We start from the raw sequence: 21,907 nt of genomic DNA on the forward strand, positions 1-21,907 counted from the left end.
TCCGATGACACAGCTTCTCCGCTCTTGGGTCGAAAGCGCCAATTCGCCCGATACCGACTTTCCTCTCAACAACCTGCCTTATGGGGCTTTCCGCATCGGCGGCAGCGACCTGCACGCAGGTGTTGCCATCGGCGATCGAATCCTTGACGTCACCGCCGTTGAACAGGCCGGTCTGCTTCACCTGCCTGAAAGCGGCGTCTTTGCCCGCGGCACATGGAATGACTTCATGGCGCTTGGCGCGGATGTCTGGGCCAGCTTTCGTGACCACCTGACAAAGGCACTGTCTGAGGGCGCATCGCAGCAATCCGATCTTGAACCGCATCTGGTGGTGATGGCCGATGCCACGCTTGAATTGCCCTTCACCGTGACCGAGTTCACCGACTTCTACGCGGGCCGCCACCACGCGTTCAACGTCGGCTCCCTGTTCCGCGATCCTGAAAACGCCCTGCCGCCTAACTGGCTGCATATTCCCATCGGCTACAACGGCCGCGCGTCTTCGGTCGTTGTCAGCGGCACTGACATCACCCGCCCCCACGGCCAGTTGAAAGCGCCCGACGCCGATATGCCCGTGTTTGAGGCCTCCAAACGGTTCGATCTGGAGTTGGAGATGGGAGCCATCGTGGGCAAGCCATCGAAAGGTCGCGTCAGCGTGCAAGAGGCCGACGACATGATCTTTGGCTACGTGCTACTCAACGATTGGTCCGCCCGCGACATTCAGGCCTGGGAATACCAGCCGCTCGGCCCTTTTCAAGCCAAGGCGACGGCGACCACCATCAGTCCGTGGATCGTGACCAAGGCGGCCCTTGAGCCTTTCCGTGCGGCCACTCCGCCGCGCGAAAAGGAGCTTCTGCCCTATCTCGCGGAACCCGGCCCGATGATTTACGATATTGATCTTGAGGTCGGTCTCGCTCCCGAGGGCAAATCCGAGACGGTCATCTCCCGCACGAACTACAACGTGATGTATTACTCGGCGGCCCAGCAACTCACGCATCACACCACCAGCGGCTGCCCGATGCGCGTGGGCGACCTGTTGGGATCCGGCACCATCTCCGGGCCGCAGAAGGAAAATCGCGGCAGTCTGCTGGAGCTCAGCTGGGCGGGCAAAGAGCCTTTGACACTGGACACCGGCGAGACGCGCACATTCCTAGAGGACGGTGATACGCTCACCCTGCGCGGCGCAGCCCAAGGAGATGGGTACAAGATCGGCTTTGGTGAATGTGCTGGGACGCTTCGTCCAGCAGTCCCTCGTTCGTAAGCGCTAGACGGAATATCAAATAAAGAATGCGCAGCGCCGGAACCCGGCCCTGTGCTGTCGCGCTAGAATTTCCGCAAATCTGTTGCCGCGAGCTGACTGAGCGCGACAGCGGTATCAAAGCTGCCAAAATCGATAGCCACCCGAAGGTCTAACGCATGGCCGGCGTCAGATGACAAGTTGGCATAGGGTTCCGCCATCACAATTGCTAAAACGCGGGTCCTGTCTGCCTTTGTCCAATGCACCTACAAGACTGAAGTGGTCCCCTCAAACCGGACAGTCGGCCAAGGTGTATCCTAAGCCTTTGAAGGGATACGAGAATGGCAAAGCTCCGGAACTTTGCAGATCAGTTTAAGGCTAAGGTGGCGTTGGAAGCGCTGCGTGGTGATAAGACAGTGCAGGAGATCGCGGCAAAGCATCAACTGCATCCGAACCAAGTTAGCACATCGAAGCGGCAGGCCATTGATGGAATGGCCGATGTGTTCTCTGGCGGCAAGCAGAGCGGCCCAACAGAAGCAGAGGTCAAAGAGCTGCACGCCAAGATCGGGCGGCTGGCGGTCGAGAATGTTTTTTGTCCGAAGGGCTGAAGCGCTGAGCCCGGCAGAGAAACGCTCCATGATCAAGCGGGATCACCCTGAGCTGAGCATCAGCCAGCAGTGCAAACTGGTGCGGCTATCGCGGTCGGCGTTTTATTATACGCCCGTCGGGATCGACGCGGATACGCTGGTCATGATGAAAGAGATTGACCGGGTCTTCACCAAATATCCGTTCTTCGGCAGTCGTCAGATCGCTGCCTATCCAAGAAGAGAGGGCACAGCAGTCGGGCGTCATCGCGTCAGGCGATTGATGGCGAAGATGGGCTTGGAGGCAATCTACAAACGCCCTCGAACCAGCCAACCGCACCCGCAGCACCCGGTCTATCCGTATCTGCTTCGAGGCATGCGGATCGACCGCCCCAATCGGGTCTGGTGCGCTGATATCACGTTCGTGCCGGTCAAGAACGGCTTCCTGTACCTGGTCGCGATCATGGATTGGGCAACGCGCAAGGTGCTGAGTTGGAGACTGAGCAACACGATGCACGCAGACTTTTGCAGAGACGCATTGAATGAAGCCATTGCCAAACACGGTACACCGGAGATCATGAATACGGACCAAGGATCGCAGTTCACGGGATCGGCCTGGATCACAACGCTGACCGAGGCTGGCGTGCGCATCTCAATGGATGGACGCGGACGCTATCTGGACACCATCTTCATCGAGCGATTGTAGCGATCCCTGAAGCAGGAAGCGATCTATCTCGAAGAGATCAATGACGGCTTACAGGCCCGGCGTGTCATCAAGAACTGGATGGCATTCTACAACCCAGAGCGGCCCCATTCCGCGCTTGATCGGCAAACGCCTGACGACGCATATTGGGCGGGCTTGGAAGAGCAGAAAGCAGCATGAAACCTAAACCCGATACACTTTGGAAACGCTGCAAGCCTGTCCGAAAACATGGGACCACTTCACGTCATCAATGCCCAAGCATTCGGCTTGCACCCTTTTGACGGCGTCGACTGAAAGTGGCTCGCACTCTTGCACCCCAGCCTGCTTGTCGAAGTAGACGCCGCTGAAAGGGTTGGTGAAGGAAACACCCAACTCACAGGCTGCGATGTTGGTGACGGACCGAACAGTTCCGAAGATGCGGGTCATGCTGCTTCCAGACAGGCCGCGCTTGATCAGGGCATCACGAAAGGCATTGGCATCTTTATTGGTATAGGCCCAGAGGTCCTTGGCGCCTGCAACGTCGATCACGTAACCACAGGAGCGTTCTGCAGCCCTGTGGAACGTGACGGGACGGCCATGCCCCTTCTGCTTGAGATAGACGGACACGGCTTCAGAGAGCGTCACTGAGTCACTCAGCGGTGCTTCTGGAGCTGCACCATTTGGTGCCGCTCTCATCCTCAGGCGGTGTTTACCCGGCAGGTCGGCATCCTTGGAGCGCAAGTGATACCAATACCCGTCAAGCTGATCCGCAGCCCGTCTTGCCCGTGCCTCCGCGATCCTGACCGACCGTGTCCGCAACGAGTATGAGATTTTCCGTGTGTCGTAGTGCTTCAAGAGGTCCGTTGGAACACGTCTCTCGAAGTAGAAGATGCCGTTCTTGGTGAGCGAAAAGGGCACCGAATTGTCATACGCCATGTCCTACGCCCGCACAGTTTCCCAAATAAACTGCTATAAATCAACAGGTTGTAACATGAAGTGGTGCCCGGGGGCGGACGTGCCCATGCTGCAAACCCCTTGTTTTACAGGGGCTTGGGTAGCATCAAGCTGGAGCCGTGTGTAGTGGTCATGTAGCGGATGACGCTCCTCCACCACTTCTTGGAGGGATGCCGGTCAAACTAACCGTCGTAGCATTTGCAGAATATTGCCTAACCGCGACTCTCAAATGCCTGGATTGCGCCGTGTACTTCTCAGAACGCGAATACTTGGCTTGGAGGTCATAGGAAGCGAAATAAGAAGTAGAATGCGCCCCTGCCTGAAATAGGTCTCCAAATCGCTATGCTATTGAGCCCCGAGGCGTGAAAAAATGCCACTTAGAAGTGGAATTATGCCTGTCTACCCTGTCTCAATTCATCACAAATCTATGATCTAACCATCGCGCCCGTGCGATATGCAGCAATCTCACGCCTATCACCGGGGATGCTCAACCGTAGACTCATTATCCGAGTTGTAGGCTGCTTATCTTCAATATGATCGAAGCATATAGAGAACAGCTTCCAGGTATCGAGGATCGTTATCTTACCGCGTCGATATGGAACAGCAAAACCGTGCTTCGTTACCAAGTCCCCACGGGTCTGCTCGAAGTCGCATTGAATGGCTTGAATTGACTCTTTCAGTTCAATTTCTTGTTTTGTCGTGTAAGCCCAGACGCCCAGGTCTGTCGTAAACAGCTCGACGTCGAGAGCGACATGCCTTGCACGAAGCTTGACTGTATCTGCAATCTGACCAGCTTCCTCACACGCCGTCAGGGCTTGTCGAATGGTGTTCACGCAAAGCAGGCTTGAAATGACTGTTGTTGGATAACTCATGTTGAGTTGAAGTGCTCGCTCAGGTTTGGTCCGAGTGGTCGCAACCTCTATTTTGGTTTCGTTGCCACTCGCGATTGACAGATTGCGAAACAATTCCAATGGCTCAGGAGCATAAATTTCGGCAAACGTCTCTTTCATCACGAGTTCCTGTACCACCGCACACAGAAACCGTGCCTCTCCCTTATGAGCGCCTTGCCGATTGGGGTCCCAGCGGTGAGGACTCTTGAGCGAATGGTGGCGTAGTCTGCCTCGTAGTAGCACTAAAGCCCTTACTTTAGCTTCTATACTATCGGTCACGCTGAATAGATCGAAATTCTCATCTCTTGCCCTTCTGCGGGCGGTCAAGAATGCCCTCGCGGTCTCTTCGATACTTGTGCAGAGCTCCGACACACCTGCGAGTAATTGAATTTGTTGCGCTGTCTTGGTCTTGCCGTCGCAATATCGGGTTTCCAGAAATAGAAACATGTTGTTATAGGCATCAACGTATCGACCGGCTTCAAACGCCAACCTCCCTTCGCGATAGTGAGCCGTTGACTCGATCACCTCGTCGGAGACTGTTTCCACGCAAAACGCTCTTCCGAACTGTTCAAAGTCACAGGCTAGGTTAAGGGATTCATCATAACTAGTCTTGATCGACTTGAGGTGGATATGTTCCTCTTCCTCTACGTTTTCCGCGTGATAGCGAATTTCTGGATTGTCATAAGCAAGGTCAATGATCTGAGCCCCGGTGATAACAGCCTGCCATTGAAGTAATTTCTTTCGGGCGCGGTTTGCGTAGTCCCCATCGGATACTTTGATGCTCGATGAACCTCCAGGCTGCTTTGATTGGGCGACCTTTGGCGCATAGTCTGTACTAACGCCAGCGAAGGATAGGCTGACCCTCCGCAGTAATGTGCCGTCTCTTTCAAGATGGAACGTTGTATCTCCTATTCGAATTGGCCATCCTTCCATCACCTCGACATGGTTTTTAACTTCGAAAGACAGCGTGATAATCATATTGTTCTACTATCAAGCACGAGAGGCACTGCGTGAGTTGAAATTCACAGAACCTTCCGCATGGTGTGTGAGGTGTCGCGAGCTGCGTGTCTGACGTGGCATCCGCCGTGTCTTGTATCCGAACACTGCAACCGCAAGAACGCAAGCGGGCGTCGGGTTATGGAAGTATTCTTCAAATACCGGTACAATATTTGGGGTCAGATTTCTGAAGCCTCCACCATTCTATCGACGATCTGAGTTTCCCCCCGGTGGCCCGCGCCCTTGCGTCCGGGACAACCCGCCGGGGTCGTCTCTCGATGGCGGCGGGGTCTCTTTAGCGCACTACCACCCGCTACCCGGTTCCGCTTCCATAGCAACTTGGGGTGTCCTGCCATGTGGCCGTAAGGGTATAGGCTTGTGGCCATCCGGCGGACAGTCTGTTTCGGGTAGCCATTAGGGTTGTTTCGCGTCAACGGCCATGTTTCCTATCGGCCATTACCCGAACGGCCATATGGAAGCACCATGCCCCAGACGATCCTTTACGCCCGTGTCAGCACGGCAGACCAGAACATCGACCACCAGACGGCGCAAGCCGAGGCGGCGGGCTTTAGGCTCGACGCAGTGGTGTCCGACCACGGCGTGTCGGGCCTCAATGTGCCCCTTTGTGAGCGACCCGAGGGGCGACGGCTAGCCGACATGCTGCGGTCCGGCGACACGCTTGTGGTCCGGTGGGTGGACCGGCTGGGGCGCAACTACGAGGACGTGACGGACACGATCCGGGCCTTCATGCGGCGGGGCGTCATCGTCCGAACGGTCATTAACGGGATGACCTTCGACGGCGCGACGAGAGACCCGGTGCAAGCGGCGGTTCGGGACGCGTTGATTGCCTTCATGGCCGCTACCGCTCAGGCCCAGGCAGAGGCGACAAAGGAAGCCCAGCGGGCGGGCATCGCAGGGGCGAAGGCGCGGGGCGACCGCTACCTTGGGAAGAAGCCCAGCTACGACCGCGAGGGGCTGACCATAGTGCAAGCGATGCTGGCCCAAGGGGCGAACGTGTCCGAGATTGCCCGCACGGCTGGCCTGACCCGCCAGACGGTACGGCGCATTCGGGATGAACCTGATGGCGCAGAGGCGGCACTCGCACGGTGGGGGATGTAGGCGGGCCATAGCGGCGCAGAGAGAGTCGCCGGACAACAGGTCGCGTCTGGCCTGTCACTGGGAGCCTACCACCAAAGATGACCGCTGACGCGCCGCTTTGAGGGGCTGCGCACCTGCTATCTGTTTTGCGGGGTGGTGAAGCGCAGGCCGCAGGGTCGGAACCGATGACCCGTTGCCGCCGGAAGGCATCCCCAACGGCCCCTCGACGTTCCCTTGCCCAGCGCCTCGGCCTGCCACCTCGCCCGCCTCCCGCCACCTCGACCGCCCGACGTTCCTTAAAGGGATACTCGCCATGCTGACCATCCTGGCCAAGCTAACCGCTCCCCTCGACGCGATCCTCGGACCCCTCATCGGTATTGGATGGACCGCAGCCGCCGTGGTCGCGGGCGTGCTCACGGCGGTGACGTTCCTCTGCTGTCTTTGGACTATGCGAGCCTCGATGATGCAGCCGTTTGAGGGTTGCTCGATCAGGAAAGAGAAACGCCGAATCTTGATGGTTGCCCGCAAAGGAGGAGCAAGTGGGATTTCATGGCGCGTGCTTTCTGTTTCTAGGGGTTGCCCGCTCTGGTGAAATGATACCGGTCTCCGCGTTGCCGAATTGAAGCCCAACTGAAGTAGCCCGCTATATCCACGATGAACGGGTATCCCCGACCCGCATCATCCTTCGGGCTAGCGACCCGGCCACTTCGCCCGCCCCTGAGACGCTCCAGGGTCAGCACAATTTGCTAGGCGATCACTGCCCAGCGCCCCGCCGCCCATGCGTCACCTCGACGTGACCGAAACGGCGACCTGCAACGATCCCCCAGACCATAGACCGCGTCCCGGCTGACCATCGCGCCCCTAGCGGGCACGGCGGACCGCTGCCCCATGCGCGGCCCCGCCCGGTCGCAGGGGTCTTCACCCTCACCATCCCATCAACGCTACGCCCAGCGGCATCGATGCGCTTCCGCGCTGCAAGCCGAAATGGGCGAACATTCCGATCCTTCCGAGGTATCCCGTCAGCCGAGCTGCGCGGGCCTTCGTCCTTTCGCCCGCCCGCTTGGCGGTTGTGGCGACCGTGACGGGGCACCTCCGAGGGTTCGATCCCACCCCGCCGCATCCCCTCGCCACACCCTGCGCGGCCTCCCCCTGAAAGGACTACCCCATGACCACATTGACCAAGCCCAGCCGGACCGACCTCGCCCGCTACTTCCTTCCCCTGATCCCCGCCGCCGCCCGGCAGGAGGGCATCAAGACGCTGCCCGCCTTCCACGCCTGGAACGACCGCAAGGCGACCCGACACCTCGGACCTCGCGCTGCGGGTCTGATCCGCAAACGGTGCCGCCGCCGTCCCGTGCCCTTCATGGACGACCGGGGAGAGCCGGTGTTCCGCGTGCCGCTGGATGACCTCGGCAATCGCTTCGCCCTAGTCGATGCTGCCGACTGGTTCGCCATGCAGATGACGGTCTTCGATGGCCTCTAGACGGCGGACGATGACGGGCGCGGCAACATTCGCGTCAAGACCCGCCGCCCCATGGCAAAGGGCAGACCACTGCATGACGCCATGGTCGCCCGCATCATCCTCGATCTCGGGGATGAAGCGCAGGTGAGCTATCCCAACCGCAACCGCCTCGATCTGCGGCGTTGTAGCCTCAACCCTGCGGCATCCAGTGCATCGCGTGGCCGCCCCGCGAAGTATCGCCCTAGCCAAGCCGCTAAGGCGAGCGCGGAAAGGCGAGCGGCCATTTCCGCCGGGGTCTACGAGTGAGCGGCCCCAAGGTTCAGGTGCTCGAAGCGGGGGAAGCGGGCGACCGCGCCCCCGTCACCGCCGAGCCCCTATGCGAACGCTGCGGGCAACCCTTCACGCGCCGCCGCAAGGATCAACGCTACTGCATCCCGGCCTGTCAGAAGAAGGCGAGCCGGAACGCGGTCCGTGGCGCACGGCTTGCCGAGAACGCCCAGCGCAACCGGGGCCACTACGACCGGGCGTCTTGGCTGTCCTACGATGTTCTTCGCATGTCACCCGAGGCGCAACGCCCGATGATAGTCGCCATCCTCGAAGCGGCGTCCGGCCCCGATGCGCCGCTCAGGAACATCCTGTTGGACCCGGCCTTGCTGGGGGCGGATCGCATGTCGCCCATCGGGAAGCTCTACCCCGATATCCGATCCCCCAGTGCGCTCAACATCGCCAAAATGGTCGATGCGTTCTGCCGCGAGGAATGGGGCGTTGGGACGCGGGACGCGATCCTTGACGATGGCAAGCCTGCGCGTCGGGTCTTCGCCGAACCGGCCCCTGCGACCGAACCCAAGGAGCGGCCCCGGCAAGTAGAGATGCGACACATACGGCCTCGTGCCCAGACCCCGTCCGGCGGCTACGACTGGCGCAAGCTGGCGCGGGCGATGCGCGATCCGGGGTGGCGGCGCTACTTCTCGCAAGAGGAGATGGACGGCTTCCTGTAGCGGGGCCGTCCAATCCGCCCTCCGCACTATAGAAGGGGAACGTGAAGCGTGACCTCGACAGGTGGCCTTGATCGTTCGAGGTAGCCCGAGGGGCGCACGGCGGACGGGGATGACCCGGACCCACCGCTTTCGAGGGATGCAGACCCAGGCCCTTCGGCAATTGTGGAAGCTGGCTGAGTCGGGATGCCTGTAAGGTGACAGTTGCTCGGGTGCGCCGCCGCCGTCTTCGCCTTTAAGCATACCCGACCACGCCAGCCTTCACGATCTCATAGGTGCCTTGGTCGGCCAGCCTTCAAGGTGGGGATGTGGTCTTCCCCGCCGGGCGACCGACGCCAGACGGACACCCGAGACGATCCTTCAAGGTCAGCCGCCGGGCCTTCCCCATGATGCCCCAGCGCCACACCGCGCCGCTGCCGCCCGCCCGGTGCTTCTGTCGCACTGGTCTTCCCGCCCCGCCGGGTATCCCATGCCGGAGGAAGCGAACCGCGCCACCTGTGGGATGATCCCACGGACGCGCAGGCCGCAGCGATCCCCCGCAACGAAACCGCCAAGGGGAAACGCACCATGCGCCTTCAACTCGACACCACCGCACCTCGCCTGTCCCGCCGCGAACCGGCCTTCCACGTCATCCGCTGGCCGGGGGAATGGACGGTCTGCTTGCCATGGGCCGCAATCCGCGTGACGTGGTAGCCGGACGGACCAAGGGCGGGGGCGTCAACGCGATGCCCCAGCCTGCCCAGCAGCGCCGCTAGCCTTCCGTGTCCGGCAAGGTTGGGTAGTCAATGACCCCGCCGCGCCGCAACGCCGCCTCTAGGTGCTGCGCCTGCATGTCGAGTAGGTCGTCGCCGCCATAGCCGCCCGCAGCCCGGCCTTCGCCGTGTCCGTGGCCCATGATGAGAAGCTGCATGTTGGTCGGGGCAGCACGGCGCAGCCAATCCTTGACCGAATGGCGCAGCGAGTAAGGAACCTTGACGGTCTTCTGCCAGACGCCCGCCGCCTTCATGGGCTTCACCAAGGACGCGGAGAGCGTGTTGGCATTGCGCTGGTGGCAATACCTTGGGAACACGTCAGACGTGCCCTGAGCCGCCTTCTGACGGCGCTCGCGCATCATCGCTAGGGCGGACCCGACCAAGGGCACACGCCGCCGCCGCTGGCCCTTCTTCAACCTGCGCCGCCCGTTGGGCCTGACCTCGAAATGCGGGGTTGGGTCGTCTAGGTGAACCTCTGCCCATTGCAGACCCCGCGCCTCGTCGGGCGACAAGCCGGTGAACATCATCAGGTGCCAGATGCCTTACAGGTCGTCGTTCGACCGCGACATGGCAGGGCGCACCTTGCGGATTTCGTCCAGAGTCAGGGGTAGGCGCTTTTCCTCGCCCGCCGTGCCGTCATCCTCGGGAAGCTCGATCCGATTGAAGGGGTTCCGCCAGTTCGGCAGATCGAAGCGGTTCTCGGCATGGTTCAGCACGGCCCGGATGGTCGTGATGCGCCGCCGGATGGTGCCGAGCGAGTTGCCCCTTGCGGCCAGCTTGTCTCGGAAGGCATAGGCCGCCGTCCGGTCGATGGATGTGATGGCCGGATCGCTCTTGCCCATGACCTCGCCCAGCGCGGTCACGACCATGCCGACCTGCTTTTCGATGTCGTGATAGCCCGAGCGGCTTTCCCGGTCTCGCAGGTATGCCTTCGCGACCTCGGATAGAGGCAGCGGCGGGCGTTCGACCCCGAACAGCTGCGCCTTCGCCAGTAGCTCGAACCGCGTTGCAGCCTTCCCCTCGGCAAACTTCGCACGGGCTTGCTGCGGGGTCAGCTTGTCGGCCTCCGCAAGAGCCGCAGCGGTGAACGCATCGAAGCGCCCGCTTTCGAGCAGGTGGTCAACGGGGCCGATCTTGGTCGCGTCGGGCGCGGCCAGCCCATGCGCTACTGCGGCGTCTCGCAGGAGGTCCCATCGGGCTTGCTCCGAGGTCTTGCCTTCCGCCTTCTGCCGCAGCGCCTCGAACCGCGCGTCGGCCTTCTTCCAGGCGTCCACGATCTTCGCGGGGTCGCGGGTCCCAAGCGACCATTCGACCGCCGCCTTACCGATCATGTCCCGCATCGCCGCCGACGTGACCCTCCGGCGATACTTGGCATTGCCCGTCGCGGCCATCTTGCGGTGAGGCAGTTCCATCGTGATCCTCATGGCGCTACACCGGATTCTGTGTAGCGTTTGTGTAGTGGTTTCCCCACTAACACCCTGAAAATCAACTATTTCAATGGGAATTGGTGCCCGGGGGCGGAATCGAACCACCGACACGAGGATTTTCAATCCACTGCTCTACCCCTGAGCTACCCAGGCACTGGTGCGGCGACGTATGTTCGACGCGGGGTGAGGCTCGTCTAAGGCAGGGGGAATCCGGTGTCCAGACGAAAAACGGTCAGTTCGGGCGTGAACTGTCATCTGAAATTCGAGACACCTGATCCATCGCGTCTTCGGCATCATCCGGATCGGTCGACGGGATCGCGTAGGCGCCATTCAGCCACTTTCCAAGATCCACGTCCGCGCAGCGGCGCGAACAGAAGGGACGGTAGTCGGCGACGGTCGGCTTGGAGCAAACGGGACAGGTCACAATAGCTCCTCCGTTGGAATACGCTCACGGCGGCGGGTCATCTCGAAGTGACCGAGCGGCGTCCAACCGATCAGCGATGTCTCGATCGGATCATCGCGCAGGGCCGTGCGCAAGGCTGCCTCGAAACCGCGGCGGTCCTTCTTTGGCATGGGCGCAAGGTCCAGCACGATCTGCCCGCCAAGGCCCCGCAGGCGCAGCTGACGGGGCAGCTCACGGGCCAAGGCCAGGTTTGCCTTGAAACCGCCCGCGCTGCCGCCCTCGGGGGTGTTGACGTCGACGGCGACCATCGCGCGCGTGGGTTCGATATAGAACGTCGCGGGGCCGCTTTTCACTTCGGCCGTCCGAAGCGCTTCGATCTGATCAAGAACCTCGTCCCAAGTCTCCGACACGGGCGCGTCCGGCCAATCGCGCCATGACAAGCGGTGCGCGTCGGGGCCATCGAGAAGATGCTCCGCTCCGGTTCCGGTATCGGACATGACCTGCGAGGCCATTTCCCAAGTGTCAGACAAGTCTGCTTCAAGGTCTTCCTCGGCCTGCCCCTCGGCTGCGGTCCGCAAGATGACCCCCATGGAACCACGGTCCTCGGGCAGGACATCGTGGGCGATTTCAAGCAGCCGGTCGCGCTCTTCCTCATCCTTCAGGGATCGCGCGACATTGATGCCCGCGGCGCCGGGCGTCACGATGCAGTAACGCGACTTGAAGAGAATGCGGTCGGTCACGGGAATGGCCTTGCCGCGTTCGGCATGGCCGGTGACCTGCACCAAAAGCTCCTGCCCCGGTTGCAGGCCCTTGGCATTGCGATGCCAGCCCGTCAGACCATCGCCGAGCCGCAGGAACATGCCCCCCTGCCCCTTGATGGGCCGGTCGCAGACGGCGCGATAGATTGCCCCGATACGCGGGCGATCACCCGGCGCGTCGATCAGCAGATCATGCAGACGCCCGTCCAGCATCAGCGCTGCGGCCGCGCGATCGTCAACCTGTCCCAGAACGATCTGATAGGGGGTCATGTCCAAATCCTTACTCCGGCGGACTGCAACAGGTTCGACGTCTCATGCAGCGGCAAGCCGACGATGGCAGAATGACTGCCTTCCATCCACGCGACAAAGGCGGCGGCCGGCCCCTGGATGGCATATGCACCGGCCTTGCCCTGCCAATCGCCCGTCGACAGGTAGCCTGAGATCTCCGCCTTGGTCAGACGTTTGAGACGGACGGAGGACACGACACTTCGGAACCAGTTGCGCCCGCCACGCCGCACGCCGATGGCCGTGATCACCTTGTGACGGCGCCCGGACATCAGGGCCAGGAACCGGGCGGCTTCGTCCGCGTCGGTTGCTTTTCCGAGGATACGCCGACCGACAGCAACGGTCGTGTCGGCGCAAAGCACCACGTCATCCGCGTCCGCAGAGACGGCGGCCAGCTTTGCGGCGGTGATCCGCTCGCAATATTTTCGGGGGTCCTCGGCAGAAAACGGCGTCTCGTCCACATCCGGGGGGGACACGGCATCCGGCGTCAGCCCGATCTGCCCCAGCAACTCCAGACGTCGCGGGGAACCTGAGCCGAGAATCAGACGGGGGCGGGGGGCGTCACCCACCCTGCCGGCCCGGCGTAGGGTGAATGACATCCACCATTACTTGAAGCGGTAGTTGATGCGACCCTTCGTGAGGTCGTAAGGCGTCATTTCAACCTGCACCTTGTCGCCTGCCAGAACCCGGATGCGGTTCTTGCGCATCTTTCCTGCCGTATGCGCGATGATCTCATGGCCGTTCTCGAGCTCGACCCGGAATGTCGCATTGGGCAGGAGTTCCTTGACGACGCCGGGGAATTCGAGAAGTTCTTCCTTGGCCATGGTCTCTCCTAAAGTGGTGCCGCACGGCGTGCGGCGGGATGCGGTTAGATGGGACCGATTGGCAAAATGTTCAAGGGGCAATGCGCCAAAGGGCATGCGCGGGTGACGCCGGTGTTGAAAACGTGCCGACCGTGCCCGTGCCAAGCAGACCCGCGCGCCCGCCGCCCCCTGTTCAGAACCCGAAAGCCACGGGGCGGCACCACCCCGCACCCGCATGCGGGCACACAAAACCACGCCCCCGCGTTCCGACACAAGCGGGTCGGGACAGCAGAGCCGCCTTATCCGAACCTTTCCTTCAGGCGCCCCATGATCTGATCACGGGTCTGGCGATAGCTGTCGAGTTTCGCCTCGCGCCCTTCGCCCAGACCGGTGGGGTCCATTATGGGCCAGTATTCCACGTCGATATGTGCGTGACGGGCCAGCTCCTGCGCCCGTCGTTGCGAGGCCGGGGACAGCGCGATGATCAGGTCGAACCCTTCGAGGTCGTCGCCCCATTCGCGCATTTCGTCGAAGGAGCGGGAGCGGTGGCGCGATAATTCCACGCCCAACTCCTCGCAGACGGCGATGGCGAACCCGTCGATCTCCAGATCGTTCTTCACGCCCGCCGATTGCACGTAGATCGACATGCCATGCAGCTTTTTCATCAACCCCTCGGCCATGGGGGAGCGGACCGCGTTGTGGTCGCAGCAGAACAGCACCGATTGGGGCAAGGTCATCTCAGGACCCGAAATGCAGCACGCAGATCAGCGTGAACAGCCGCCGCGACGTGTCCGTGTCGATCGCCGCCTTGCCGTCCAGCCGTTCCTGCAGGATGCGCGCGCCCTCGTTGTGGATGCCGCGCCGGGCCATGTCGATCGCCTCGATCTGACTGGGAGGCAGTTTTTTGACCGCATCGAAATAGGCTTCGCAGATCTGCCAGTAATCCTTGACCACCTGCCGGAACGGACCGAGCGAGAGGTGGAACTCCCCCGCCTTGCCGGTGTCGGTTGCCACGTCAAACACGAGGCGCCGTTCGCGGATGGCCAGATGCAGGCGATAGGGGCCGTCCGGCGCGCCATCGGCCTGAAGGGCAAAGGAGTTGTCCTCCAGCAGGTCGAAAATCGCGACCGCCCGCTCCTGCTCGATCTCGGGGGTGGGCGTCGGCAGGCCGCGGTCGTCGATCTCGATATGGGTCAGGCGGGCGGCTGTCATGTGTCGAGGTCTTTCAATTGGTCCGCTTCCCAGTCGGCAAGCGTCTTGTTCGTGGTCTCGGTGCGCCATTCCAGCCGCCCGTTGGCGGCGCGGCCGGTGCAGACGGCAGCCGCCGCCGAAGGCGAGTTGAAGGCATAATCCTGGGTGAAGATGGCGTGACTTTCGCTTTGCCGCAACACGCCATCGTCCAGAAGCCGCGCGCGCAGGGCTTTGTAGCCATGATCTTGGCCCCCGTGAGTGACCCATTCCACCCGTCCCTGCGACCCCTCCAGCACCACGAGGCGCGATCCGTCGAGACGTGCGCTGCACGCGACGCCGCCCTTTGCACTGCGCAGGGTGAAGATGGGCGTTTCGGGAGGGGGCGTCTTGGCCGGGGTCCGTCGCGCGGTGGCCAGCAGGTCCACGCCCAGCGCGGGCAGGACCATCTGGAGCGTGTCCAGAAACTCCTCCATGTTCGCCCGCTGCGCTTCGGTCAGCGAGGCGGGCACGGGGTCGTTGCCGTTGTCGAGATCGGCGTTGCCCGCCACACGCGCCAGTTGCACCAGCCGCGCCTCCAGATACCGGACGTGAGCCTTGTGCAGGTTGTCGGCGGCGGTGGTCAGGATCAGCGCCTCGCGCCACCAGTCCTTTTGCGCGTCATGGCTGCGGATGCGCTGCACCACGCTCTCGGCCTCACCCACATAGGCGCGGGGGCGGTCGTCCTGTTCGCCCAGCAAAAGGTAGGTTCCGGTATGCGCGGCCTCGCGGCGGCGCAGGCCATCGGCGAGGCGCAGGCGCGGGATGCGCAGGATGTGCCCCGTCCAGCCGAACACCTCGGCGGTCAGGATGCCGTCGGGGGTGCCGTCGGCGAAGTACAGCTCCAACGAGCGGCCACGGGAGGGGGCGTCGGTCATGCCCCGACGGCTAGCGCGTCGCCCCGGCGACCGCAAACCATCACGGCGGAATTCGGGGTGGTTTTCCGGCGCCTGCTGCGACATCCCTCAAAGGGACCAGCCGAGAGGATGCCATGCCCCTGACCATCAACCGAGAGGTGTTCATCACCTGCGCCGTCACCGGGTCGGGCGCGACCCAGGACCGCAGCCCCCACGTGCCGCGGTCGCCCGAACAGATCGCCGCCGATTGCATCGCCGCCGCCAAGGCCGGGGCGGCCGTGGCGCATGTGCACGTGCGCGACCCCGAGACGGGCGCCCCGGCGCGCGACCCGGCCCTTTACCGGCAGGTGGTCGATCTGGTGCGCGCCTCGGAGGTGGACGTCGTGCTGAACCTGACCGCGGGCATGGGCGGCGACCTCGTGTTCGGCGGGCCGGATGCGCCCCTGCCGCTGGTGGCGGGAACCGACATGGTCGGCGCAGAGGAGCGGTTGGTCCATATTGCCGAGTGCCGACCGGAGATCTGCACCCTCGACTGCGGGACGATGAACTTCGCGGAGGCCGACTACGTCATGACCAACACGCCGGGCATGTTGCGCGCGATGGCGCAGCGGATGCGCGACCTCGGCGTGCGGCCGGAGGTGGAGTGTTTCGACACCGGGCACCTGTGGCTGGCAAAGGAGCTGGCGCGCGAAGGCGTGCTGGACGCCCCTGCCCTCGTGCAGCTGTGCATGGGTGTGCCGTGGGGCGCGCCCAACGATCTGAACACCCTCATGGCCATGGTGGGCGCGGTGCCGGACGGTTGGACGTGGTCGGCCTTCTCGCTTGGCCGGGACCAGATGCCCTATGTCGCGGCCTCTGTCCTTGCGGGCGGCAACGTGCGCGTGGGGTTGGAGGACAACCTGATGCTGGACCGGGGCGTCCTAGCGACCAATGCGCAGCTGGTGACCCGCGCGGTCGAGGTGATCGAACGCCTTGGTGCGCGGGTAATCGGTCCGGAGGACGTCCGGGCGCGTCTGGGCCTGGTCAAGCGGGTGCCGCTGTGACGGCGGGTAACCCGGCCCCGCACCCCTCTACGCACATCGACCGGAGGATATCGGCATGAAGGCAGCAATCATCGGTGGCGGTGTGATCGGCGGCGGCTGGGTCGCGCGATTCCTTCTGAACGGATGGGACGTCGATGTGTTCGATCCCGCCCCGGGCGCGACGGCCGCCGTGGGCGAGGTGCTGGATGGCGCCCGCCGCAGCCTGCCGATGCTGTATGACCGGAACCTGCCGCCAGAGGGGCGCCTGCGGTTCGTGCCGACCCTGCAAGACGCCGCAGAGGATGCCGATTGGGTGCAGGAAAGCGTCCCCGAGCGATTGGATCTGAAGCATGAGGTATTGGGCGAGATCAGCGCGCTTGCGCCGGGCCATGCCGTTATCGGGTCCTCCACTTCGGGGTTCAAACCGTCCGAACTGACGGCGCAGGGCGCCCGCGCGATCGTTGCGCATCCGTTCAACCCCGTCTACCTGCTGCCGCTTGTCGAACTGGTCGGCCCAGACACCACGCGGGCCGCGGCCCTACTGCGTGAAATCGGGATGTATCCGCTGGAGATCGCGACGGAGATCGACGCCCATATAGCAGATCGCCTGCTGGAGGCCGTCTGGCGCGAGGCGCTCTGGCTGGTGAAGGACGGCGTCGCCACGACGGCCCAGATCGATGAGGCGATCCGCATGGGGTTTGGCCTGCGGTGGGCTCAGATGGGGCTGTTCGAAACCTATCGCATCGCCGGCGGCCCTGCCGGAATGGCGCATTTTCTGGCGCAGTTCGGCCCGGCACTGAAATGGCCGTGGACCAAGCTGATGGATGTGCCGGACCTCGATGAGGACCTGATTGCGCGGATCGCGGCACAGTCCGACGCCCAGTCCGGCCATATCCCCCTGCGCGCGTTGGAACGAAAGCGGGATGAGGCCCTCGTGTCCATCCTGCGCGGTCTACGACGACGCGATCAGGGCGCGGGCGAGGTGATTGCCGCGCACGAGGCGACGCTGCCGGCGCCTGATCGGCGGACCACCGTAAACCGGTTCGTGCCGGTGACATGGACCGATTGGAACGGTCACATGAACGAGGGGCGATATGGGCAGGTATTCTCGGATGCGGCGGATGGTCTGCTGGCCGCTTGCGGCGCCATGCCCGACGCAGGCGACGGCTGGTCGTTCTTCACCGTCGAGACAACGATCCGCTACCGTGCAGAGACCCATGCGGGGGATGCGATCACCGTAGAGACGGAGGTGCGCGAAGCCATGGGCAAGAAGCTGCGCCTGACGCATGTCATGCGCCGTGGCGACGACGTGCTGGCCGAATGCGATCAACTGCTGCTGCATGTCGATATGGACAGCCGCCGCGCATCGGTGATGCCAGAGACCATGGCGACCGCCCTGCAGAATGGGGCGACCACGACAGGCTAGGGCCATGGACGGTGGCGCCCGGCCACCGCCCTTCCCGCTCAGCTGTCGCTGTTCAACCTGTCCAGACGCGCCTGGACGGACAGGCCGTGGGCCTGCAGGCTTTCGGATGTCGCAAGCCGCACGGCAGCCGGGCCAATGGCGCGCAGTGATGCGGGTGTCATCCGCGCCAGCGTCGTGCGCTTGACGAAATCCATTACCGACAGACCCGATGAGAACCGCGCAGACCGCGCCGTCGGCAGAACGTGGTTCGGCCCGCCGATATAGTCGCCGATCGCCTCGGGCGTCCATTGCCCGAGGAAGATCGCCCCTGCGTGTGTGATCCGCTCGGCCAGGGCATCAGGGTCGGCAACCGCAAGTTCGAGGTGCTCCGGCGCGATCCGGTTCGACAGGGTCGCGGCCTGATCCAGATCCGCCACCGTCACGATGGCACCGAAGTCCCGCCAGGACGGGCCGGCGATCGCCGCGCGTTCCAGCGTCGCAAGACGCCGCTCCACGGCATCGGCAACCGCGCGGCCGAATGCCGCGTCATCGGTGATCAGGATGCTTTGCGCGCTTTCGTCGTGTTCTGCCTGCGACAGCAGGTCCACGGCGATCCAGTCGGGATCGTTGTCACCGTCGGCGATCACCAGGATCTCGGACGGCCCGGCGATCATGTCGATCCCGACGCGACCGAACACCCGGCGTTTTGCGGCGGCCACATAGGCGTTTCCGGGGCCCGTGATCTTGTCGACCGGCGCGATCGTATCCGTGCCGTATGCCATGGCGGCAATCGCCTGCGCGCCGCCAATGCGATAGATCTCTGAGACTCCGGCAATCTGCGCCGCGAGGAGGACAAGCGGGTTCAGGATGCCGTCCGGCGTCGGAACACACATGACCAGACGCCCCACCCCGGCCACACGCGCCGGGATCGCATTCATCAGGACCGAAGACGGATAGCTTGCCAGGCCGCCGGGCACATACAGCCCGGCCGCGTCGACAGGCCCCCAGCGCCATCCAAGGGTTGCGCCGCTGTCGTCCGTCCATGTCTCGTCCTGCGGCAATTGCCGTGCGTGGTATGCTTCGATCCGGTCCGCGGCCAACTGCAGGGCGGCGCGGTCTTCCTCTGATACGCTGGCTGCGGCTTCCGCGATCTCGGCTTCGCTGACGCGCAGTGAATCGGGCGTCAATTGCTGGCGGTCGAACCGCGCCGTCAGGTCGATCACCGCCGCATCGCCCCGTGCCCGCACGTCCGCGATGATGTCGGACACGGCCGCATCCACATCGGGGGCGTCCTCGCGCTTCATGGAAAGAAGGGCGGTGAACCGGTCCTCGAAATCGGCATCTGTCGAAGAGATATACTGCGGCATGGGGCCTCGGTCGGTTGGGGTCGCGCCGGACTTAGCGGGCGCAGGGCGCGGGCTCAAGCCGGGTGCGTCGATCGCGCCACCTGGCCAGAGGTCGGCCGAGGGCGTTTGGTTGCGGACAAGGGCGAACGATTTGCTTTGGACGGGGCCTGACCCGCGTCAGCCGGCAAGGCGCCGCGTCATCAGGACGTCATCCTCGGACCGCCCATCGATACGAACCGCGTCCTGACGGCGGGCGACCTGCTGAAAGGAATGGCGCGCATAGAACGCCTGCGCCCGTCCGTTGGACGCCGCGACCCACAGGTCGAGCCAGACAACCCCACCCGCGCGCGCAATATCCACCAGTGCCGTCATCAACCTGTCTGCCGCCCCGGTGCCGCGTGCCGTCGGATCAATGTAGAACGGCCCGATGTCGGCGCGGTGGCGCAAGCGGTCCATCTGCCAAAGGTGCAGCCCCGCAAATCCGAGCAGGCGGGCCTCATCGTCGAACAGCCCGCGCAATCGCCCCTGTTCGAGGTTCTGGCGCACCTGATCATCGGTCATGGCCCCAACCTCTGACGCGGACAACAGAAAGGCTGCCGGGTTGGCCGCCGTTGCGTCCAGCATCATCGCACGCCACGCGGGCGCATCCGCCCCGAACAGGGGGCGGACGATCATTCCGGATGGTTCGGTGCGCGCCCCGAGACGGCACCATAGGCCTGCGTCACATCGCGCAGCGTCACATCGAGGCAGTCGCAGCGGGCCTCGACCACACCATCGCCCGCAAATGTCAGGCGCAGAACACCTTCCGTTTCGCTCCCCGGCTCCCAGTCGAGTGTCAGGAGCGACAGCACCGTATCCGCATCGCCGGGCACGACACCCTGTCCGCGCACCGAAGTGACATCCCCCACCGCCAGCAGGGATTGCACCCTTTCTGCCTGTCGCGTGCCGTTTTCCCAACGGAAGCGGTTGATCAGCAGGGCCAAGCGACGGTCGCGCCGCAGAAATCGCATTTCGGATGCCGGCAGGACCGCATCCTGGCACAGGGCCGACAGAACCTGCAGATCGGCCGCATCCGTCGCCCAAAGCGCAAGTGGCCGGTCGTCTGCATCGTGAAAGCTGGCGTCCCCGGACCCTGTCGTTTTCCGATCAGCCATCGTCGCGCACCCGCTCGATCTGGGCCCCGACGCCGCGCAGCTTGGCGACGACATGCTCATACCCGCGGTCAAGGTGATAGACACGGCTGACCTTGGTGGTGCCTTCGGCGGCAAGGCCCGCGAGGATCAGCGAGACCGACGCCCGCAGGTCCGTCGCCATGACCGGCGCCCCCTTCAGCTTGGCGACGCCGTGGACGGTCGCATGGCCACCGTGCACATCGATGTTCGCGCCCATGCGGATCAGTTCCGGGGCATGCATGAAGCGATTCTCGAAGATCTTTTCTTCCAGCACGGAGGTGCCTTCGGCCGTGCACAGCAAGGCCATCATCTGCGCCTGAAGGTCTGTTGGAAATCCGGGAAAAGGCTCCGTCTCGACATCGACGGCCTTGATCGGTCCGGTGCCACGCCGGACGGTCAGGCCCTCGGGCGTTTCGGTCACCTCGGCGCCCGCCTCCTCGATCTTGGCGCAGAACGCCTCCAGCAGGTCACGCTTGCCGCCCAGACAGGTCACTTCACCGCCCGCGAAAAGCGGCGCAAGCATGTAGGTGCCCAGTTCGATCCGGTCGGTCACGACTCGGTGCGTCGCGCCGTGCAGGCGGTCGACGCCTTCGATGGTGATCGTGTCCGTCCCCTCCCCCGTGATCCTGGCGCCCATGGCTTGCAGGCAATGGGCAAGGTCGACGATCTCCGGCTCCTGCGCGGCGTTCCTGAGGGTCGTCGTGCCCTTTGCCAGGGTTGCGGCCATCAGGGCGTTTTCGGTCGCCCCCACGGACACGAACGGGAAATCGACGACACCGCCACGCAGGCCCCCCTCGGGCGCTTCGGCATGGACATAGCCGTCGCGCAACTCCAGCGTCGCCCCCATCGCCTCGAACGCCTTGAGGTGCAGATCGACAGGCCGCGCCCCGATGGCACAGCCGCCGGGCAGCGAGACGACAGCCTTGCCATGGCGCGCAAGCAAGGGCCCCAGCACGAGGATCGACGCGCGCATCTTGCGCACGATGTCGTAATCGGCGCGGTTGCCGTTGAGGTTGTGCGACGACATCGCCAGCACGAGACCGTCGGACAGGGCGCTGACCTCGGCCCCCAGACTTTCGAGCAGAGTCGTCATCGTCCGGATGTCCGACAGCCGTGGCGCGTTGGTCAGGGTCAGCGGTTCATCCGACAGAAGCGTCGCCGGCATGAGCGTCAGGCAGGCGTTCTTGGCGCCCGCGATGGGGATGGTGCCGTTCAGCGGCCCGCCGCCGGTGACCAGAATGCTATCCATTGTCGATATCGTCCTCTTGCTCTGCCTCTTTGCGGGCCGGGCGCGTATCTGCCTCGTCCGCTCGCGCGCGCGCCTGGGCCTTGCGACGGCCCATGTTCGCCTTGAGCGCGGCCTTCAGCCGCGCATCCCGGTCGGTATCTGACTTGCCCCGTGCGCCCTTGTTCATGGGGCGCAGCCATAGCGAAGGCCGCACGCCGGGTCTAGCGCGGCAAGCACGGGCTGCACGATCCCGCGCAACCGACCCGGCGCGTGGCCCTTGCGCGACTGCGCTGGACAAGGCGCACATACGGGAAAAGCGGGACACCCGAC

25 protein-coding genes, 1 tRNA gene and 1 pseudogene are annotated in these 21,907 nt (G+C 63.5%); 10 read left to right on the forward strand and 17 right to left on the reverse strand.

From position 1 onward, the window contains the following. Positions 1–4: 4 nt before the first annotated feature. Both fahA and V6N07_RS14165 read left to right on the forward strand, forming a co-directional pair. A complete protein-coding gene (gene fahA, locus V6N07_RS14160; RefSeq protein WP_371156976.1) occupies positions 5–1,255 on the forward strand; it encodes a fumarylacetoacetase in 1,251 nt (416 codons plus the stop codon). A gap of 317 nt (positions 1,256–1,572) precedes the next feature. Then, positions 1,573–2,698 (forward strand): annotated as a pseudogene (locus tag V6N07_RS14165) (IS3 family transposase). Positions 2,699–2,701: 3 nt separating this feature from the next. On the opposite strand, the gene V6N07_RS14170 reads toward V6N07_RS14165, so the two are convergent. Then, on the reverse strand, positions 2,702–3,433 hold the full coding sequence (locus tag V6N07_RS14170) for a DUF6538 domain-containing protein (protein ID WP_371156977.1): 732 nt from the start codon (positions 3,431–3,433) through the stop codon (positions 2,702–2,704). A 443-nt stretch (positions 3,434–3,876) separates the two neighbouring features. Then, the gene (locus V6N07_RS14175; protein WP_371156978.1) at positions 3,877–5,319 is read right to left on the reverse strand and encodes a hypothetical protein; all 1,443 of its coding nucleotides are present in this window, start codon (positions 5,317–5,319) and stop codon (positions 3,877–3,879) included. A gap of 501 nt (positions 5,320–5,820) precedes the next feature. Here V6N07_RS14175 and V6N07_RS14180 point away from each other — a divergent pair. The 6 genes from V6N07_RS14180 (at position 5,821) to V6N07_RS14205 (ending at position 9,585) form a co-directional block, all read left to right on the forward strand. Further along, the gene (locus V6N07_RS14180; protein WP_371156979.1) at positions 5,821–6,456 is read left to right on the forward strand and encodes a recombinase family protein; all 636 of its coding nucleotides are present in this window, start codon (positions 5,821–5,823) and stop codon (positions 6,454–6,456) included. A 292-nt stretch (positions 6,457–6,748) separates the two neighbouring features. Beyond that, entirely contained in the window at positions 6,749–7,027 is a 279-nt protein-coding gene (locus tag V6N07_RS14185; RefSeq protein ID WP_371156980.1) for a hypothetical protein, read from the forward strand. A gap of 573 nt (positions 7,028–7,600) precedes the next feature. Continuing rightward, positions 7,601–7,918 carry a hypothetical protein gene (locus tag V6N07_RS14190; protein WP_371156981.1) on the forward strand — a complete coding sequence of 106 codons (318 nt, stop codon included), beginning with the start codon at positions 7,601–7,603 and terminating at the stop codon, positions 7,916–7,918. Positions 7,919–7,999: 81 nt separating this feature from the next. Further along, positions 8,000–8,203 carry a hypothetical protein gene (locus V6N07_RS14195; RefSeq protein WP_371156982.1) on the forward strand — a complete coding sequence of 68 codons (204 nt, stop codon included), beginning with the start codon at positions 8,000–8,002 and terminating at the stop codon, positions 8,201–8,203. After that, complete coding sequence (locus tag V6N07_RS14200) at positions 8,200–8,895, forward strand: hypothetical protein (protein WP_371156983.1); 696 nt, start codon at positions 8,200–8,202, stop codon at positions 8,893–8,895. Before V6N07_RS14195 ends, V6N07_RS14200 begins: the two co-directional genes overlap by 4 nt. A 564-nt stretch (positions 8,896–9,459) precedes the next feature. Then, the gene (locus tag V6N07_RS14205; protein WP_371156984.1) at positions 9,460–9,585 is read left to right on the forward strand and encodes a hypothetical protein; all 126 of its coding nucleotides are present in this window, start codon (positions 9,460–9,462) and stop codon (positions 9,583–9,585) included. Positions 9,586–9,643: 58 nt separating this feature from the next. On the opposite strand, the gene V6N07_RS14210 is transcribed toward V6N07_RS14205, so the two are convergent. The 10 genes from V6N07_RS14210 to V6N07_RS14255 form a co-directional block, all read right to left on the reverse strand. Beyond that, on the reverse strand, positions 9,644–10,171 hold the full coding sequence (locus tag V6N07_RS14210) for a hypothetical protein (protein WP_371156985.1): 528 nt from the start codon (positions 10,169–10,171) through the stop codon (positions 9,644–9,646). 15 nt (positions 10,172–10,186) lie between these two features. Next, positions 10,187–11,056 carry a hypothetical protein gene (locus V6N07_RS14215; RefSeq protein WP_371156986.1) on the reverse strand — a complete coding sequence of 290 codons (870 nt, stop codon included), beginning with the start codon at positions 11,054–11,056 and terminating at the stop codon, positions 10,187–10,189. Positions 11,057–11,149: 93 nt separating this feature from the next. Then, positions 11,150–11,224: transfer RNA gene (locus V6N07_RS14220), tRNA-Phe, on the reverse strand. 79 nt (positions 11,225–11,303) lie between these two features. After that, the gene (locus V6N07_RS14225; RefSeq protein ID WP_371156987.1) at positions 11,304–11,495 is read right to left on the reverse strand and encodes a DNA gyrase inhibitor YacG; all 192 of its coding nucleotides are present in this window, start codon (positions 11,493–11,495) and stop codon (positions 11,304–11,306) included. Beyond that, positions 11,492–12,502: a ribonuclease E/G gene (locus tag V6N07_RS14230; RefSeq protein WP_371156988.1), complete on the reverse strand. Its 1,011-nt coding sequence runs from the start codon at positions 12,500–12,502 to the stop codon at positions 11,492–11,494. The genes V6N07_RS14225 and V6N07_RS14230 overlap by 4 nt, the downstream gene beginning before the upstream one ends. After that, positions 12,499–13,086 (reverse strand): nucleoside triphosphate pyrophosphatase, encoded by a 588-nt coding sequence (locus tag V6N07_RS14235; RefSeq protein WP_371156989.1) that lies wholly within the window; start codon positions 13,084–13,086, stop codon positions 12,499–12,501. The genes V6N07_RS14230 and V6N07_RS14235 overlap by 4 nt, the downstream gene beginning before the upstream one ends. Positions 13,087–13,122: 36 nt before the next feature. After that, entirely contained in the window at positions 13,123–13,341 is a 219-nt protein-coding gene (infA, locus tag V6N07_RS14240; RefSeq protein WP_007205486.1) for a translation initiation factor IF-1, read from the reverse strand. A 278-nt stretch (positions 13,342–13,619) separates the two neighbouring features. Further along, the gene (locus V6N07_RS14245) at positions 13,620–14,057 is read right to left on the reverse strand and encodes a low molecular weight phosphatase family protein (RefSeq protein WP_371156990.1); all 438 of its coding nucleotides are present in this window, start codon (positions 14,055–14,057) and stop codon (positions 13,620–13,622) included. Between the two features lies 1 nt (position 14,058). Continuing rightward, complete coding sequence (locus V6N07_RS14250) at positions 14,059–14,532, reverse strand: UPF0262 family protein (RefSeq protein ID WP_371156991.1); 474 nt, start codon at positions 14,530–14,532, stop codon at positions 14,059–14,061. Continuing rightward, the gene (locus V6N07_RS14255) at positions 14,529–15,425 is read right to left on the reverse strand and encodes a GIY-YIG nuclease family protein (protein ID WP_371156992.1); all 897 of its coding nucleotides are present in this window, start codon (positions 15,423–15,425) and stop codon (positions 14,529–14,531) included. The genes V6N07_RS14250 and V6N07_RS14255 overlap by 4 nt, the downstream gene beginning before the upstream one ends. A gap of 113 nt (positions 15,426–15,538) precedes the next feature. Between V6N07_RS14255 and V6N07_RS14260 the strand changes: the two genes are divergently transcribed. Beyond that, complete coding sequence (locus V6N07_RS14260) at positions 15,539–16,447, forward strand: 3-keto-5-aminohexanoate cleavage protein (protein WP_371156993.1); 909 nt, start codon at positions 15,539–15,541, stop codon at positions 16,445–16,447. Between the two features lie 55 nt (positions 16,448–16,502). After that, positions 16,503–17,852 (forward strand): carnitine 3-dehydrogenase, encoded by a 1,350-nt coding sequence (locus V6N07_RS14265; protein WP_371156994.1) that lies wholly within the window; start codon positions 16,503–16,505, stop codon positions 17,850–17,852. Positions 17,853–17,890: 38 nt separating this feature from the next. Here V6N07_RS14265 and hisD read toward each other — a convergent pair whose 3' ends face one another. The 5 genes from hisD to V6N07_RS14290 all read right to left on the reverse strand — a co-directional run bounded on the left by hisD (position 17,891) and on the right by V6N07_RS14290 (position 21,764). Then, entirely contained in the window at positions 17,891–19,198 is a 1,308-nt protein-coding gene (gene hisD, locus V6N07_RS14270; protein WP_371156995.1) for a histidinol dehydrogenase, read from the reverse strand. A 156-nt stretch (positions 19,199–19,354) separates the two neighbouring features. Beyond that, complete coding sequence (locus tag V6N07_RS14275; protein ID WP_371156996.1) at positions 19,355–19,852, reverse strand: N-acetyltransferase family protein; 498 nt, start codon at positions 19,850–19,852, stop codon at positions 19,355–19,357. Then, positions 19,849–20,331 (reverse strand): DUF2948 family protein, encoded by a 483-nt coding sequence (locus V6N07_RS14280; RefSeq protein WP_371156997.1) that lies wholly within the window; start codon positions 20,329–20,331, stop codon positions 19,849–19,851. Before V6N07_RS14280 ends, V6N07_RS14275 begins: the two co-directional genes overlap by 4 nt. Next, positions 20,324–21,598: a UDP-N-acetylglucosamine 1-carboxyvinyltransferase gene (gene murA, locus V6N07_RS14285; RefSeq protein WP_371156998.1), complete on the reverse strand. Its 1,275-nt coding sequence runs from the start codon at positions 21,596–21,598 to the stop codon at positions 20,324–20,326. Before murA ends, V6N07_RS14280 begins: the two co-directional genes overlap by 8 nt. Beyond that, positions 21,591–21,764, reverse strand: a complete 174-nt coding sequence (locus V6N07_RS14290) for a hypothetical protein (protein WP_371156999.1) — start codon at positions 21,762–21,764, stop codon at positions 21,591–21,593. Before V6N07_RS14290 ends, murA begins: the two co-directional genes overlap by 8 nt. Between the last annotated feature and the right edge of the window lie 143 nt (positions 21,765–21,907).

This window comes from Jannaschia sp. 2305UL9-9, assembly GCF_041403465.1.
GTDB lineage: Bacteria > Pseudomonadota > Alphaproteobacteria > Rhodobacterales > Rhodobacteraceae > Jannaschia.